This is a genomic window from Haemophilus parainfluenzae, from assembly GCF_014931375.1.
Lineage (GTDB): Bacteria > Pseudomonadota > Gammaproteobacteria > Enterobacterales > Pasteurellaceae > Haemophilus_D.
Genome location: NZ_CP063117.1, coordinates 74,351 through 90,436, shown reverse-complemented (window position 1 = coordinate 90,436; position 16,086 = coordinate 74,351). Strand labels below are relative to the sequence as shown.

At 40.8% G+C, this 16,086-nt stretch carries 13 protein-coding genes; 9 read left to right on the top strand and 4 right to left on the bottom strand.

The genetic code is table 11. The annotated features are described in order from the left end of the window. Window positions 1-36 precede the first annotated feature (36 nt). Together trhP and INP95_RS00420 are read right to left on the bottom strand one after the other, a co-directional pair. Window positions 37-1,416, bottom strand: a complete 1,380-nt coding sequence (trhP, locus tag INP95_RS00425) for a prephenate-dependent tRNA uridine(34) hydroxylase TrhP (protein ID WP_178160863.1) — start codon at window positions 1,414-1,416, stop codon at window positions 37-39. A gap of 179 nt (window positions 1,417-1,595) precedes the next feature. Beyond that, a complete protein-coding gene (locus tag INP95_RS00420; RefSeq protein ID WP_197560676.1) occupies window positions 1,596-2,912 on the bottom strand; it encodes an NCS2 family permease in 1,317 nt (438 codons plus the stop codon). A gap of 197 nt (window positions 2,913-3,109) precedes the next feature. Here INP95_RS00420 and INP95_RS00415 point away from each other — a divergent pair, with 197 nt between their 5' ends. Then, window positions 3,110-3,640 carry an inorganic diphosphatase gene (locus tag INP95_RS00415; protein ID WP_005695476.1) on the top strand — a complete coding sequence of 177 codons (531 nt, stop codon included), beginning with the start codon at window positions 3,110-3,112 and terminating at the stop codon, window positions 3,638-3,640. A gap of 111 nt (window positions 3,641-3,751) precedes the next feature. Here the strand turns inward: INP95_RS00415 and INP95_RS00410 are convergent, their stop codons facing one another. Then, entirely contained in the window at window positions 3,752-4,159 is a 408-nt protein-coding gene (locus INP95_RS00410) for a MerR family transcriptional regulator (RefSeq protein ID WP_049367164.1), read from the bottom strand. A gap of 121 nt (window positions 4,160-4,280) precedes the next feature. Between INP95_RS00410 and INP95_RS00405 the strand changes: the two genes are divergently transcribed. The 4 genes from INP95_RS00405 (at window position 4,281) to INP95_RS00390 (ending at window position 7,220) form a co-directional block, all read left to right on the top strand. After that, complete coding sequence (locus tag INP95_RS00405) at window positions 4,281-5,417, top strand: S-(hydroxymethyl)glutathione dehydrogenase/class III alcohol dehydrogenase (RefSeq protein WP_521698342.1); 1,137 nt, start codon at window positions 4,281-4,283, stop codon at window positions 5,415-5,417. Between the two features lie 8 nt (window positions 5,418-5,425). Next, entirely contained in the window at window positions 5,426-6,253 is an 828-nt protein-coding gene (gene fghA / locus INP95_RS00400; RefSeq protein ID WP_049384539.1) for an S-formylglutathione hydrolase, read from the top strand. 90 nt (window positions 6,254-6,343) lie between these two features. Continuing rightward, window positions 6,344-6,676: a GH-E family nuclease gene (locus INP95_RS00395; RefSeq protein ID WP_049384538.1), complete on the top strand. Its 333-nt coding sequence runs from the start codon at window positions 6,344-6,346 to the stop codon at window positions 6,674-6,676. A 1-nt stretch (window position 6,677) separates the two neighbouring features. Further along, complete coding sequence (locus INP95_RS00390) at window positions 6,678-7,220, top strand: ankyrin repeat domain-containing protein (protein ID WP_049384537.1); 543 nt, start codon at window positions 6,678-6,680, stop codon at window positions 7,218-7,220. A gap of 158 nt (window positions 7,221-7,378) precedes the next feature. Here the strand turns inward: INP95_RS00390 and INP95_RS00385 are convergent, their stop codons facing one another. Continuing rightward, complete coding sequence (locus INP95_RS00385; RefSeq protein ID WP_197560675.1) at window positions 7,379-10,612, bottom strand: S8 family serine peptidase; 3,234 nt, start codon at window positions 10,610-10,612, stop codon at window positions 7,379-7,381. Between the two features lie 204 nt (window positions 10,613-10,816). Here INP95_RS00385 and galE point away from each other — a divergent pair, with 204 nt between their 5' ends. The 4 genes from galE (at window position 10,817) to INP95_RS00365 (ending at window position 16,053) form a co-directional block, all read left to right on the top strand. Continuing rightward, the gene (galE, locus tag INP95_RS00380) at window positions 10,817-11,833 is read left to right on the top strand and encodes a UDP-glucose 4-epimerase GalE (protein ID WP_014064082.1); all 1,017 of its coding nucleotides are present in this window, start codon (window positions 10,817-10,819) and stop codon (window positions 11,831-11,833) included. An 80-nt stretch (window positions 11,834-11,913) separates the two neighbouring features. Beyond that, window positions 11,914-13,188: an MFS transporter gene (locus INP95_RS00375; protein ID WP_049369514.1), complete on the top strand. Its 1,275-nt coding sequence runs from the start codon at window positions 11,914-11,916 to the stop codon at window positions 13,186-13,188. 98 nt (window positions 13,189-13,286) lie between these two features. Next, a complete protein-coding gene (gene adk, locus INP95_RS00370) occupies window positions 13,287-13,931 on the top strand; it encodes an adenylate kinase (protein ID WP_049369513.1) in 645 nt (214 codons plus the stop codon). 97 nt (window positions 13,932-14,028) lie between these two features. After that, on the top strand, window positions 14,029-16,053 hold the full coding sequence (locus INP95_RS00365) for a hypothetical protein (RefSeq protein WP_197560674.1): 2,025 nt from the start codon (window positions 14,029-14,031) through the stop codon (window positions 16,051-16,053). The last annotated feature ends 33 nt before the right edge of the window (window positions 16,054-16,086 follow it).

Sequence of the window (16,086 nt, the reverse complement as noted above, 5' to 3'; positions counted from 1 at the left end):
TACATTCTTTAACAAATGCAACAATTTTTTAACAAATTAATTATGTGGATTGCGAGTGTTGGTGTTGACCAAGTTACGCATTAACAAAGCATAATCAAGTTGGATGTCTTGTGGCACATCTAAAAAGACAAAGTGGCCATCGCCAAGTGCAGCTTCCACATTTTCGTTTTTACGATTAAGCATTTTTTCAATCTTAAAGACGATGTTGCCTTGTGGTGTCATCATTTCGACCTCATCACCAAGCAAGAATTTATTTTTCACCGCTACTTCAGCCATACCTTGTTCATTACGTTTACCGGTAAATTCACCGACAAATTGTTGGCGTTCAGAGATAGAGTAGCCGTATTCGTAATTTTGGTATTCATCGTGCGTATGGCGACGTAAGAAACCTTCGGTATAACCACGATGGGCAAGGGATTCCAACGTATCCATTAAGCTTTCATCAAATGGTTTGCCTGCTGCCGCATCATCAATGGCTTTGCGGTAAACTTGTGCGGTTCTTGCGCAGTAATAGAATGATTTAGTACGGCCTTCGATTTTTAAAGAATGCACACCAAGTGCGGTCAATTTTTCTACGTGTTGTACTGCGCGCAGGTCTTTTGAGTTCATAAAGTAAGTGCCGTGCTCATCTTCAAACGCCGTCATTTGCTCATCTGGCTTTTGTGATTCTGTGTAAAGGAAGACTTTATCCGTTACTGAGCCTTCGCCTAAGGTTGGTGCCACATTTTTCACTTCAATTTGTTGAGCAGGATCGATTTTAGGCACAATGTTGCCCACTTCATCCGTGGTGCCTTCTTCCATTTTGTATTCCCAACGACAAGCATTCGTGCAAGTGCCTTGGTTTGGGTCACGTTTGTTGATATAGCCAGAAAGCAAGCAACGACCAGAATATGCCATGCACAACGCACCGTGTACGAAAATTTCGAGTTCGATATCGGGCACATGTTGGCGAATTTCAGCGATTTCTTCAATGGATAATTCGCGCGATAAAATCACACGAGTTAACCCCATTTGTTTCCAGAATTTTACGGTTGCCCAGTTTACGGCATTTGCTTGTACAGAAAGGTGAATATCAATATCCGGGAAGTTTTCACGCACCAACATAATTAAGCCTGGGTCAGACATAATTAAGGCATCGGGGCCCATGTCGATCACAGGTTGTAAATCTTTGATAAAGGTTTTGAGTTTGGAGTTATGCGGTGCAATGTTTACGACCACATAGAATTTTTTGCCAAGTGCATGGGCTTCATCAATCCCGATTTTTAAATTGGCATGATTAAATTCATTGTTGCGTACACGTAAGCTGTAACGTGGTTGGCCTGCATAAACGGCATCCGCGCCATACGCGAAGGCGTAACGCATGTTTTTGAGGGAGCCCGCAGGGGAGAGTAATTCAGGTTTAAATGGGGTTGTCATAATGTTCTCTTGTCTGATTTCAGGTCAGTAGCTTGCTTTTGGCAAGCCGTATTAAAGGCCTGTATTTTAGGCGGATTTAGGGATTTGTAAAGTAAAAGTGCGGTTGGTTTTTCGATTGTTTTTTAGGCTAGAAATAAAAAAGGCGAACTATTCGTTCGCCTTGTCATGATGATATTTAATTAAATCGCCCAGCCGCCAGCATAGAATGCGACAAGTACAATAGCGATGATAATGGTGCCGATGTTGAGTTTTTTCACATCGCCACTCACGATACGTCCAATTACTAATGCCGCAAAGCCAAGCATAATACCCGTTACGATGTTTGCGGTGAGCACGATGAATACCGCACAAACTAAGCCGCTCATTGCGCCGACGAAATCATCGAAGTCTAATTTGCTCACATTGCTTAGCATTAATAAGCCCACATACATTAACGCCGGTGCAGTTGCATAACCTGGCACTAAGAATGCAAGTGGTTGGAAGAATAACATTAATAAGAACAATACACCGACTACGATAGCGGTGATCCCCGTTTTACCGCCTGCGGCTGTACCTGCTGCAGATTCGATATAAACGGCGGCTGGCGCAGTACCGAATAAACCTGAGAATAAGCTACTTACAGAGTCAGAGGTTAAGGCTTTACCGCCGTTGATGATTTGTCCGTCTTTATCTAATAAGTTCGCTTGTCCTGCAACAGCACGAATAGTACCTGTTGCATCAAATACGGCAGTCATCACTAAAGCAAAAACAATCGGTAAAATAGCAGGTTGTAATGCACCTTGTAAATCTAATTGTAAGAAAAGTGAGTTTTCACCAAAGGTTGGCATTTTGAAGATTTGGCCATTGAATGTTACGTTTGGATCGAAGATTAAACCTACGATAGTAATCGCGATGATGACCCATAAAATTCCGCCTTTCACTTTCATTTTTTCTAAACCGATAATGAATGCAAGACCGATTAAAGACATCATTACTGGGAATGAGGTGAAATCGCCTAATTTAACCGGTAAACCCGCTTGATTGCCGACCACTAAGCCTACGCCATTTGCGGCGATTAAAAGTAAGAATAGGCCGATCCCGATCCCCGCGCCGTGTGCAATACTTGACGGTAGATTACGTAAGATCCATGAACGAATACCTGTTGCAGAAATTAAGGTGAACACCAAACCCATGAGGAATACGGCACCTAATGCCACAGGAATAGAAACATGTTGACCTATCACTAAGCTAAATGCGGTGAAGGCAGTTAATGAAATGGCACAGCCGATCGCCATTGGCGCATTTGCCCAAAAGCCGATTAAGATCGATCCAAGCCCCGCGACTAAACAGGTTGCGATAAACACAGATTCAGCCGGAAAGCCTGCATCACCAAGCATTTTAGGCACAACAATCACGGAATACACCATGGCTAAGAAGGTGGTTAAACCCGCGATGATTTCTTGACGAACCGTTGAACCGCGTTTACTGAGTTCAAAGGTTTTTTCTAAACTTGACATAAAGTCCCCTAGGTTAATAATCAAAAAGATGTGCTATTTTATAGTAAATCATTTAAAAGTAAACGTTTGCGTAATTGTTTTATAGAAGTTGGATGGGAAAGTGCGGTCAGTTTTGAGGATGTTTTTCGCATATTTTTTTATCGGCTAAAAACTGCTATACTCTGAAAGTTTTTAACGTAATCAAAAAAGGAAAAACAATGGCTGATTTTAATCAAATTTTAACGCCAGGCGATGTAGATGCCGGCATTATCAATGTGGTAAATGAAATTCCAGAAGGGAGCTGCCACAAAATCGAATGGAACCGTAAAGTTGCAGCGTTCCAATTAGACCGTGTTGAGCCTGCGATCTTCGCAAAACCAACTAACTATGGTTTCATTCCGCAAACTTTAGACGAAGATGGCGATGAGTTAGACGTTTTATTATTAACTCGCCAACCACTTGCAACAGGTGTATTCCTAGAAGCAAAAGTAATCGGTGTGATGAAATTCGTTGATGATGGCGAAGTAGACGATAAAATCGTTTGTGTGCCAGCAGATGACCGCGATACCGGCAATGCATACAACAGCCTTGCAGATGTGCCAGCGCAATTAATCAAACAAATTGAATTCCACTTCAATAACTACAAAGCATTGAAAAAACCAGGTTCAACAAAAGTGACTCACTGGGGCGATGTAGAAGAAGCGAAAGAAGTGATTCGTGAATCAATCAAACGTTGGAATGAACGTTAATTTTTCATGTTAATGAATTGAAAAGGCATCACGTTGATGCCTTTTTATTTATCTATGAGCAAAAGTGCGGTCAATTTTGACCAACCCAAAAAGTTGGACCCAACGTCTAACTTAGGTCGTTTCAGGAATTTGTGGTAAATTCACGGCTTCCACCGAGCCTAATGCTTTGGCTTTTTGATAAAATGCTAACTTGTATTCCAGCAAGTTTAGATAGCGTTTTAATTCGGCAATTTGGCGCTTCACATTTTCTGTTTGGCTTTCAAATAATGCAAGGCGTTCGTCAATGGTATCGTCGCCAATAGTGGTGCATTCAGCGAAGCGTTTGATGTCTTTTAAGCTCATTCCTGTATTTTTCAAGCATTGTAATAAACTCAACCATTGCAAGTCGTTATCTGTAAAACGGCGATTACCGTGTTCATCGCGTCCAACGTTAGGCAATAAGCCCTCTTTGTCGTAAAAGCGTAAAGTGTGGGCAGAAATACCGATTTTTTCGGCAGCTTTAGCTGTGGTGTAAGTCATTTCCCTTCCTTCCAAATAAAAAGTTGCAAAAAACGCTTGCCTTAGAGTGAGCTCTAAAGTATAAACTATGACTATCTTGCTTAGGCAAGGCAATTTTGTCAATGAATTAAGAGGAAAAACAATGGAAATTAAACAAATCAATTCAACGATCAAATCTCGAGCAGCGGTGGCATTCGCCCCAAATCAACCTTTACAAATTGTAGAAATCGACGTAGAAATGCCACGCAAAGGCGAAGTGTTAATCCGCAACACTCACACGGGCGTGTGCCATACTGATGCATTTACATTATCAGGAAGTGATCCTGAAGGCGTATTCCCAGTAGTGCTTGGGCACGAAGGTGCGGGTGTGGTTGTTGCTGTGGGCGAAGGCGTGTTAAGCGTAAAACCAGGTGATCACGTTATTCCGCTTTACACCGCAGAATGTGGTGAATGTGAGTTCTGTCGTTCAGGTAAAACCAACTTATGCGTCTCAGTGCGTGATACACAAGGTAAAGGTTTAATGCCGGACGGCACGACGCGTTTTTCTTATCAAGGTCAGCCAATCTATCATTATATGGGCTGTTCAACCTTTAGTGAATATTCTGTTGTTGCAGAAGTGTCACTGGCGAAAATCAACCCAGAAGCGAACCACGAACAAGTATGTTTACTTGGCTGTGGCGTTACCACAGGTATTGGTGCGGTACATAATACAGCAAAAGTGCAAGAAGGTGACTCTGTTGCGGTGTTTGGCTTGGGAGCGATTGGTTTAGCTGTGGTGCAAGGTGCACGTCAAGCTAAAGCAGGTCGTATTATTGCTATCGATACCAATCCCTCAAAATTCGAGTTGGCAAAACAGTTTGGTGCAACGGATTGTTTAAACCCTAACGATTACGATAAACCGATCAAAGATGTGTTGTTAGACATTAATAAATGGGGTATTGATCACACTTTTGAATGTATCGGCAACGTAAACGTAATGCGTCAAGCATTAGAAAGTGCACACCGTGGTTGGGGACAATCCATTATCATCGGCGTAGCGGGTGCAGGACAAGAAATTTCAACTCGTCCGTTCCAGTTGGTCACAGGTCGTGTTTGGAAAGGCACCGCATTTGGTGGCGTGAAAGGCCGCTCTGAACTTCCGAAAATGGTGGAAGATTCAATGAAAGGTGACATCCAGTTAGAGCCGTTTGTGACTCATACAATGACACTCGATCAAATCAATGAAGCCTTTGAGTTAATGCACGAAGGTAAATCGATCCGCACGGTTATTCATTACTAAGGTACGCTATGAAACTGATTGAACAACATCAAATTTTTGGCGGTTTGCAACAAGTTTGGGCACATGATGCCCAAACGCTTCAATGCGAAATGAAATTTGCCGTCTATTTGCCAAATAATCCGGAAAATCGACCGCTTGGTGTGATTTATTGGCTTTCAGGCTTAACTTGTACTGAACAAAATTTCATTACCAAATCAGGCTTCCAGCGTTATGCAGCAGAACATCAAGTAATTGTGGTTGCGCCCGATACCAGTCCTCGCGGAGAGCAAGTGCCGAACGATGCGGCTTACGATTTAGGGCAGGGTGCGGGCTTTTATCTTAATGCGACCGAGCAGCCTTGGGCGACGAATTATCAAATGTATGATTATATTTTGAATGAGTTGCCTGGGCTGATTGAAGCAAATTTCCCTACCAATGGCAAATGTTCCATTATGGGACATTCAATGGGCGGACACGGTGCATTGGTATTGGCACTACGAAACCAAGAACTTTATCAAAGTGTTTCTGCCTTTTCGCCTATTTTATCGCCAAGCCTCGTGCCTTGGGGAGAAAAAGCCTTTACTGCTTATTTAGGGGAAGATCGTGAAAAATGGCAGCAATATGATGCCAGCTCGCTTATTCAACAAGGTAATAAAGTGCAAGGTATGCGTATTGATCAGGGCTTAGAAGATGAGTTTTTGCCAACACAATTGCGCACCGAAGATTTTATCGAAACCTGTCGTGTGGCAAATCAACCGGTCGATGTGCGTTTCCACAAAGGCTACGATCATAGCTATTACTTCATCGCCAGTTTTATTGGTGAGCATATTGCCTATCATGCGGCATTTTTGAAGTAAACCAAAGAAGTGATTGGTGAATCGATAAAACGTTGGAACGAACGTTAATTTTCATTTTAATGAATTAAAAAGGCATCAGATTGATGCCTTTTGTTTTTATTCACTATAAGAAAAAATATTCTTTCACAATATGAGCAGGTTTCAGATAATGTATTACTTCATAAAGAAACAGGTGAAATAGTGAATGGTCCGTTTGATATAGGGCATATTCCAGGATGGGAGCATAGAAGATTAGAAGAGGCTGCTAAACAATTGGGTTTAACAAGACAGGAATTTAATGATTACGTAAATTCAAGACCCAACATTTTTAGGCTAGAGAATCGTTCTGAAAATCGAAGCCATAGAAATGAGATGCCGGGAAATGGTGATATTCAAAAAATTAAAGAGGATATGAAATTGTTTTTACACAAAAGAGGAAACTAATATGACAAATTTATATGAAGAATATAAAGATGACCCTAAGATGCTTGTTGCGATAGCAGATAGAGAAGGAAATATCGCAATGTTGGAGGATATTTTCTTTATAAGTAAAAAGTTAGATATTCACTATGTATCGGCAGATAAATGGAATTGGCTACACCAGTGTAATTTAATTTTTGCGGCTCCGTTGTCGGTTGTGGAGTTTTATATAAAACATGGAGTGGAGATTAATGCGCAAGATATGTACGGAATGACTCCCTTGCATTATGCATTACGAAGTAAAAATATTGATGCTGCGATAGCGTTACTTAAGGCTGGTGCAAACCCTAATTTACCAAATGAAAGAGGAATTACACCTTTATCCTATATTAATGGTTTCCCAGAAAGGCTGGATTTGCTTCAATTAATGCTAGATAACGGGGGAGATGTAGATTTCTTTACTGGACAGCATGGTATTTTAGAAGGGATCAAAAAATATCGTTCACAAGATCCTAAATTTAAACCGGTGATTGAGTTAATGGAAAAGTATTCCAAAAAGGGCATTTAATTTACTTTGGGAATAAATTTTAAAGGTGTGCTATATAAAGCTCATTTTTAATTATTTACAAGTAGATTGGAAAAATGGAAATATCAAAGTGCGGTCAATTTTCAAAGAGTTTTTAAACCTCTCAAAAATTGACCGCACTTTTGCATCATTAGATATCGTTAAAACGAGAAACGTAATTCCGCATTCACATTATTCGCTTTGGTATCGTGGTTATAAGCACCTTGATAGCCGACTTTTACTCCGAATGCCGGAGTAAATTGCGCTTGTAATGCCACACCTGTCGTGACGATATTTTTCAATTCTTTACCATAAAGATTTGCTACGCCTTGGTTATTGAGCACCAAGCTGCCTTCAGCGGCTTTATCTTTATGGAAACGATGATAAGCCACATCACCTAATAGATTTAATTGAACGCCACCAATTGCAAATGGAATGGATGGACGTAAACCTACAGAGGTGACGATTAAATCACGATTGTTGTCTTTTAACTGCACTTCGCCTTTAGTCACACCTTTATTTTTGATGTGCATATAGCTTACGCCAGCATAAGGTTCAATCGCGAAATGTTCGCCTTTTAAGCCAGTGTAGGCAAGTTCAGCAAAGACATTTTGTGTTTGGCTATGGCTTTTCACCCCTTGTGCAAATTCAGCACGTTGTTCGTGTTTCCCCCAGCTTTGAATAAAGCCAATTTTTGGTGTTAACACGTTGAAACGATGCTCAGCTGTTAAGCCTAAATGCACAGCACGATCTTTCGAAGTGCGGTCAATTTTGTGGCTGTTTTGTGTTGAGCCAACAAATACACCTAAATGTTTGTTTGTATCAATGGTTGCATCAATACCCACAAGTTGATTGTACGCATGGCTGCTTAAACTATCCGTGCTGAAGTGAGTGAAGGTGCCACTCGTCCAAATTTGTGTACCTGCATTAAGTTGCGCTCTTACTGCACCTGGTTGGGCAAGTTGCTGGCGAAGCAATAAGCCGTTTAATACGTTGTGTTGTTGTGTCGCCAGATCTTCATCATAGCTTAAACGAGCAAAGGCTTGGCGAGCATTTTCTTTTGTTCCCCAAATGAGGCTTTGGTAAGCCGGGCTTTTTGTTGCGGCATCTAAGGCATTGGCGATAGCCGCTTCATTTTCAGTGGTTGCTGCAGATGCAAGGGCTTTTTTCTGAATGGTCACTTTCAACGTATTCGCATTACTTTCATTTTTAACCGTAAGGAAATCATAAGTGCGAGGTGTTTCAACTACCGCATTTTCAGCTCCTACAAATGAGCCAGAACCTTGTACTGAAACCACTTTTTGTGGATCTTGTTGTAATTGAGGCAGAATTTCTTCGTCAAATTTATTTGGTACTAAAATAGAACCGTCAGCAAAGGTTGCATTGACGTTAGCAATACCATTATTCAGTAAGAAACGACCACCTTTTTCCACTGTTGCAGTGACCGTTTTCGCGGTGCTAGTTAAGGTTTCGGTGACAAATCCATTCTCACTTGGTTTAGTGACTTCCGCTTTCGGTAACACTTCCAATGTTGCACCTCGTTTTACGATAACTTGTTGTGCCGAACCAAGGGATTGATTTAACCCTGAAAGTTGCCCTTCATTTACGGTAATCGCGCCAGTGAAACTATTATTACCGGTGAGGGTTAAGGTGCCAGCCCCATTTTTAGTTAAGGCGCCAACATAACCTTGTGCGGCACGTTCATTACGAGCCACTTCACGTGCTAAACCTACTTGATATTCAGCTTTTTCTTCAGCTGTCGCGCCTGCACGATTTTGCATTAACGCTTGTAATTCTGCTTTGCGTGTTGCCCAAGTCGCCGCTTCAGCTTGATCTTCGACTTGACGAGCTTTGATGGCTTTATCGCTAATATCATTTGACCAAACATCATTTTGATTGAGGTTGATTTTCATGTTTCCTAAGAATTGACCTGGGCCAAACATGGCTTTGCCAAGATCTAAAATTCCCCACCCCCAAACGTTACTTGGTACACCTTGTTCAGTTTCCCAACGTTCTAACGGTTTACCTTCAAGCCCTTTACGAAGCGTAGTTTGTCTTGCTGTAGTGAGCATAACATCGCGTGCTTGATCGGTTGTCATGTATGGATAGCGAGAAAAGATAACACCTAATGCACCACTTACGTGAGGCGCAGCCATTGAAGTACCACCAGCTGATTTGTAAATAGGGTCACCATAAGTATTGTTGTCTTGTAATTGAATGTAGGAGGAATAGATGTTGGCGGATGGCGCTGCAATCGTCCACCATTTTGAATGGCCGGCGAGGTTAAATTCTTGAATATCTGCGCCTGCTTTTTCATCACTCACATCGTCATTCGAATCATTAGGATAGCCTTCACCACCGACTTGCCCCGTGACGTTTACCCAGTATTTTTCTGCATCAGGTCTGAAATAGGGCAACATAGCACGCGTAAAGGATTCCGCCATCATACTGCGGTTACCCGCGGTAAAGACTTGAATTACTTGTTTATTTTTTGCCACTTCATAAGCCGCATCAACAAAGTTTTTCTCACCACTGGTCACAAATTGATAATAAGCTTTTTCAGCCTCGCCTAAGTTACTTAAATAAATATGTGCCGCAGGACTAGAAATTGGCTCAGGTGCTTTTGGTACATCATAATATTGCACGCCATATTCAGGCACATCACGCCAATCATATTTTGGTTTATAGCCTAAGGCACCGGCAAAGGATGAATTGACACGACGGTTTGAACCCCAACTGTTATTAATCACTTTTGCACCGGCATCTGCTAGGGCAGAGTAGCCTTGTAAGAAGAAACCATAGTCTTGATTTGGACCATAGGTCATGTTGTCGTTACCACCGGTATTGGCAGAATACAGATTAGCGCCGAATGCTACACCGTGCATCTCATTGCCGTCACGCGTTGCCGCCATTGTCCCACCAACATGGGTGCCGTGCGCATCATTGGTATATTTATGCCATGTGCCGTCAATATTGAAGGCTTCACCTTTAGTAAATACGCCATTATCTGTTTTATCAAAATTACGTTTGCCGTTTTTTACCGGTTCGTTTTTATTAATTGGGCCATTGCCCACAGAGGCATCGGGATAACGCATGCCATCTTTACTGTAAGTCCCTTTTGTTTTTACAACGTGGATGCGACCATCTTGAAATTCAGGGTGGTTTAATAGTACACCCGAATCCATCACGCCGATTTTTACGCCTGAACCATTAAAGCCAAGGGCGTAAGCCGTGGAGGCATTCATTGAGGTCAAGCCCCAGTCCTTGAGATATTCGGCGCTTTCCCAGCTTTTGGTATTACCAGCTTGGCCTTGTTCAGAATAAGCGGCTGCATTGGCAGCATACCAACCAACGAGTAATGCGAGTGCGGTTTTTTGAAGTGTTTGAGGTTTCATGTTGTCTTCCTTTATCTTTTCGATTTTCGCAGGCTATTATTCGCTTCATCGAGAGGTGCTTCAATGACCCAAATCAAATTCCTATAGAAAAATGTTTATTCTGTGACAACGATCACACCAAAGTGCGGTCAAAAAAGGGGATAAATTTATGTATCGTAGAAATCAATGTTATAATTCACGAACAAAATGATTAAGGAGCAACCCATGGCGATTTTAGTAACAGGTGGAGCCGGCTATATCGGTTCACACACCGTAGTGGAATTATTAAATGCAAATAAAGAAGTGGTGGTATTGGATAATTTATGCAATTCCTCCCCAAAATCTTTAGAGCGAGTCAAAGAAATTACCGGTAAAGACGTGAAGTTTTATGAAGGCGATATTTTAGATCGTGCTTTATTGCAAAAAATCTTTGCTGAAAACAGTATTCAATCGGTCATCCATTTTGCGGGTTTAAAAGCTGTGGGTGAAAGTGTTCAAAAACCAGCCGAATACTATATGAACAATGTAGCGGGCACGATTGTTTTGATTCAAGAAATGAAAAAAGCAGGCGTGTGGAACTTTGTATTTAGTTCATCTGCAACGGTTTATGGTGATCCAGAAATTATTCCAATTACAGAAGACTGCAAAGTGGGCGGTACAACCAATCCTTACGGTACATCTAAATACATGGTGGAACAAATTCTGACTGATGTTGCTAAAGCTGAACCGCAATTTAGCATGACGATCTTACGTTATTTCAACCCAGTGGGTGCGCATGCAAGTGGCTTGATTGGTGAAGATCCAAACGGCATTCCAAATAATCTATTACCTTACATTAGCCAAGTTGCCATTGGTAAATTACCACAACTTTCGGTGTTTGGTAGCGATTATGATACTCATGATGGCACAGGGGTACGTGATTATATCCATGTGGTGGATTTAGCGATTGGTCACTTAAAAGCATTAAATCGCCATGAAAATGACGCGGGTTTACACATTTATAACTTGGGTACAGGTACTGGGTATTCTGTGCTTGATATGGTGAAAGCGTTTGAGCAAGCGAACAATATTAAAATTCCATATCGTCTTGTCGCACGTCGCCCAGGCGATATTGCAACCTGCTATTCCGATCCAAGTCTTGCTGCAAAAGAGTTAAATTGGACAGCTGAGCGAGGCCTTGAGCAAATGATGAAAGATACCTGGAATTGGCAAAAAAATAATCCGAAAGGATACAGAGATTAATCTCACTCTTGTTGGGCGGAGTATCATTCCGCCCTTAATATTTTAATCAGATGAAACACGCTCAAAAATAACCGCACTTTATGTCAGAACAATCCCTTTCTAGTCAAATATTTACCCGCAAAATGCTGATCTGTGTCTTCACTGGATTTAGCTCAGGTTTACCACTTTTTGTGTTATTGCAAATGTTGCCGGTATGGCTGACAGATAAAGGGCTTTCCGTTGAATTAATCGGTGCATTGACAGGGGTGATGGTGCCATATGGTTTGAAGTTTTTATGGGCACCGTTATTAGATCGCTATTTTCCGCATTTTTTAGGGCGTCGTCGTAGTTGGTTATTGATTTCTCAAGTGATTTTGCTGATTTCGCTTTATGCGATTAGTCAGTTTGATCCTGTGGCACAGTTGGGAACAGTGGCTAAACTTGCGACATTTATTGCCTTTGTATCTGCGACACAAGATATTGTGCTTGATGCTTATCGCCGTGAAATTTTGACCGATAATGAATTAGGATTGGGAAACACCATCCATATCAATGCTTATCGTGTTGCAGGTTTAATTCCTGGGGGACTCTCACTTTATTTAGCGACGATTTATCCATGGGAAACCGTCTTTTTATTGACCGCACTTTGTATGTTAGCGGGCATATTTATGACGCTCTTTTTAGCGAAAGAACCGCAGATTGCACAGGTCGATCGTGAGCAACCTTTCTATATGGTGTTTTGGATACCCTTGAAAGAGTTCTTCCAACGCAAAGGTGTCGCCCAAGCCATCGGTTTTTTACTCTTTTTGTTCTTGTATAAATTTGGTGATTCGTTTGCTACTACGTTACAAACTAAATTCGTCTATGACATGGGCTTTGAAAAAGAGCATATTGCGTTGGTGGTAAAAAGCACTTCACTTTGGGCAAGTATCTCTGCCGGTCTCGTGGGGGGCGTGATTATGTTGCGCCTAGGCATTAACCGCGCATTATGGGTATTTGGTTTTATCCAATTAATCACTATTGGTGGATTTATTTGGTTAGCTGCATTTGGGCATTTTGACCAAATCGGTGCAGCTGAACTTTGGAAATTAGGTTTCGTGATTGCGGGGGAATATATCGGTGTTGGTCTGGGCACTGCTGCCTTTGTTGCTTTTATGGCTCGTGAAACCAATCCGCTTTATACTGCCACTCAGTTAGCCTTATTTACCAGTCTTTCTGCTTTACCGAGTAAAGGGCTTGGTATGTTATCGGGTTACTTGGTCAAAGCAGTAGGTTACTATCATTTTTTCTGGATTTGTTTATTCCTCGCTATCCCAGGAATGATTTGTTTATTCTGGGTGGCGCCATGGAATGAAAAAGGAAATGAAAAAGCTTAAAATAAAATAAAGTGCGGTCAAAATTAACAGCAAAATCATTTGACCAAACAAGGCTTTAACGGTATTTTAAACAGGTCTATTATTTATTGGAGATTCGTATGAAAATTATTCTTTTAGGTGCACCAGGTGCAGGAAAAGGCACACAAGCACAATTTATTATGAACAAGTTTGGCATCCCACAAATTTCAACAGGGGATATGTTCCGTGCAGCGATTAAAGCGGGGACAGAATTAGGTAAACAAGCAAAAGCATTAATGGATGAAGGGAAATTAGTACCGGATGAATTAACCGTTGCATTAGTAAAAGATCGTATTTCTCAACCAGATTGTGCAAATGGTTTCTTATTAGATGGTTTCCCACGTACGATTCCACAAGCGGATGCATTAAAAGATTCTGGCGTGAAAATTGACTACGTTTTAGAGTTTGATGTACCGGATGAAGTGATCGTTGAACGTATGAGTGGTCGTCGCGTACACCAAGCATCTGGCCGTTCTTATCACATCGTTTACAACCCACCAAAAGTGGAAGGTAAAGACGATGTAACGGGTGAAGATTTAATTATCCGTGCGGATGATAAACCAGAAACTGTGTTAGATCGTTTAGCGGTTTACCACAAACAAACCAGCCCATTAATTGATTATTACCAAGCTGAAGCAAAAGCAGGTAATACGCAATATTTCCGTTTAGATGGTACTCAAAAAGTGGAAGAAGTAAGCCAAGAGTTAGATAAAATCTTAGGCTAAAATAGACTGGAAACTGACCGCACTTTGAAGATAAAAGTGCGGTTAATTTTTCAAAAGGATTTTGAGATCGTAAAGTGAGATCGTATTTGGGGACATTATGAGCAAGAAAAGAACAATAGCATTGACGATTTCGGCTATCGCAGTGGCACTTGGGATCGGCGCACAATTTTACACCAATCATAAAATCGATCAGGTGTTAAAAAATTTCCCTTATTCTTTGGATAACCAAGCAACCTTAAATGTGACGCAAACCGCGAAAAACTTTTTTATTCGTGAGTTGATCTTTAGTGTAAAAGATAGTGATGCGAAAACCACAAATGTGATTTCAACTAAGCTCACGGCGCTGCCTTTCTTCATTACAGCGGAGTCTCAGCTGTCCGATCAATTAGTTCGTCAATTAAATAAAACATTAAATATCACGATTGATAAAAACACGATTAATAGTAAATTTTCGCCGGTAGGGGATTATTTACAGTCTGATATTTTGACGGAATTCCGTGATTTTGCGAATAAGTCCCAAAACCTTTCTATCGGTCTTCATTTCTTAAAAAATAAAGAAGTTGAGCTAAAAACCACCTTAAGTGGTTTTAATTACGATAAAGACACTAAACTGGAACAAATTGAAGGTGAAGCTCGCCTAGTGCCTGTCGGCGCAAATCAATACGATCTATCAAGTATTGACTTAACCGCGAAAAATGCCGAAGTGGCGTTGTTAAATGGCGAAAACACCCATGTTTATATGAAAAATGCGACGTACCACTTTGACGTGAAATCAGGTGAGGCAGATAAGCGTGATCTGAGTACGAAATTCAGTAGTGATATTTTACGTATTGCCAATAAAAGCCGTACGACAGAAGAAAGCCAAGCAACAGCTGGTGGTTTGAATTTATTGATTAAACAAAATGGCGTGCCAAGTGCAGTCAATTTTCATCATGAATTTAAAAAATTAAGTGATGGCTCACTAGACATTAAAGATGGCGTCAATTTGTTAACGAAAATTTTTACACAAAACGATCGTTTTGATGGTTCATTATCCGTGCTTTCTGTCAATGTGCCTAAAAATAATCAACCTTACTTTAACTTACAAAATGCCGGTCTTGAACTTAAGTTGGCGAATACGGATTTAACCAAGGCTAATGTAGATTTTAAACTGAATGTTGATAGTGTGAAACAAACCCCTGCTGATGAAGAGCGTAAATGGGAAGCTAAAGGCGGTAAAGTTAATATTCAGTTAGATGATTACAACGTGGCAAACGAATTGGCGTTTGTACCGTTTTTATTAGATGCTTTTGCTGAGAAAGAGGCACCATCAAAAGACAATAAAGACTTCTTGAATGCCAAAGATAAATGGGTGAGAGAATTCAGTGGCAAAACCAATATTGAGGCAGCCTTAAAATCATTTAATATGGCCGATCTAGTGCTTGATGACGTATCAGCCAGTGATAAGACGGAAACACTAGACAATGATCAATATAATGAACATATCACATTGTCTGCGAATAAAGCCAGTTATCCAAGTGCAGGGTTCCAATTTGAAAAATTAGCAGTTGATGCACCATTTAAAATTAATCACAGCAAAGCGCATTTATCAGCAAGATTTTGCTCAGCACCATTTTATGGGGCTTTATGCAGCACACATTTAACGTCAGCTACATTTGATAAATACATCAAAAACTCCTGGAAAGAGCTTGATTTAATCGTTGATAATGCAACGTTGAATTTAAATCTAAATACTTATCCAGAGACCAATGCTTATCCAGTTAAATTGGAAGTGAGTGGTATTGTGCCTCAAGTGCCCGAAGATGATTCATCAGACATGATTCCAGATAATATTGAAGGCACATTTAATCTGACATTAAGTAAAATGTTATTTGATAATCAAAATGAAAAAGCCTTAGCTATTAAGGAAAATTCATACTTTTGGCAATATTTAAGTAGCTTTGTGAAACATGATGGAAAACTTCACCGAGAATTTGTAGAAGAAGGTGATAATTACGTTTCTAGAGTGGAAAAAACGGAAAATGGCTACTTAATTAATGGTCGCACCCTTGAAGACCTTCGTCAAGAAAGCATGATGGAGACTGATGAGGGCGAAGAAGAGAAGCCAGCAGCAACTGACTAGCTGAAAGGATGACATAAAAAATGACCGCACTTG

Bases quoted from the DNA above. Each gene is read 5' to 3' on its own strand.
- INP95_RS00390 (WP_049384537.1), top strand. From the start codon at position 6,678: ATGACAAATTTATATGAAGAATATAAAGATGACCCTAAGATGCTTGTT.
- galE (WP_014064082.1), top strand. From the start codon at position 10,817: ATGGCGATTTTAGTAACAGGTGGAGCCGGCTATATCGGTTCACACACC.
- adk (WP_049369513.1), top strand. From the start codon at position 13,287: ATGAAAATTATTCTTTTAGGTGCACCAGGTGCAGGAAAAGGCACACAA.
- INP95_RS00415 (WP_005695476.1), top strand. From the start codon at position 3,110: ATGGCTGATTTTAATCAAATTTTAACGCCAGGCGATGTAGATGCCGGC.
- INP95_RS00405 (WP_521698342.1), top strand. From the start codon at position 4,281: ATGGAAATTAAACAAATCAATTCAACGATCAAATCTCGAGCAGCGGTG.
- INP95_RS00385 (WP_197560675.1), bottom strand. From the start codon at position 10,612: ATGAAACCTCAAACACTTCAAAAAACCGCACTCGCATTACTCGTTGGT.
- INP95_RS00375 (WP_049369514.1), top strand. From the start codon at position 11,914: ATGTCAGAACAATCCCTTTCTAGTCAAATATTTACCCGCAAAATGCTG.
- fghA (WP_049384539.1), top strand. From the start codon at position 5,426: ATGAAACTGATTGAACAACATCAAATTTTTGGCGGTTTGCAACAAGTT.
- INP95_RS00420 (WP_197560676.1), bottom strand. From the start codon at position 2,912: ATGTCAAGTTTAGAAAAAACCTTTGAACTCAGTAAACGCGGTTCAACG.
- INP95_RS00365 (WP_197560674.1), top strand. From the start codon at position 14,029: ATGAGCAAGAAAAGAACAATAGCATTGACGATTTCGGCTATCGCAGTG.
- trhP (WP_178160863.1), bottom strand. From the start codon at position 1,416: ATGACAACCCCATTTAAACCTGAATTACTCTCCCCTGCGGGCTCCCTC.
- INP95_RS00410 (WP_049367164.1), bottom strand. From the start codon at position 4,159: ATGACTTACACCACAGCTAAAGCTGCCGAAAAAATCGGTATTTCTGCC.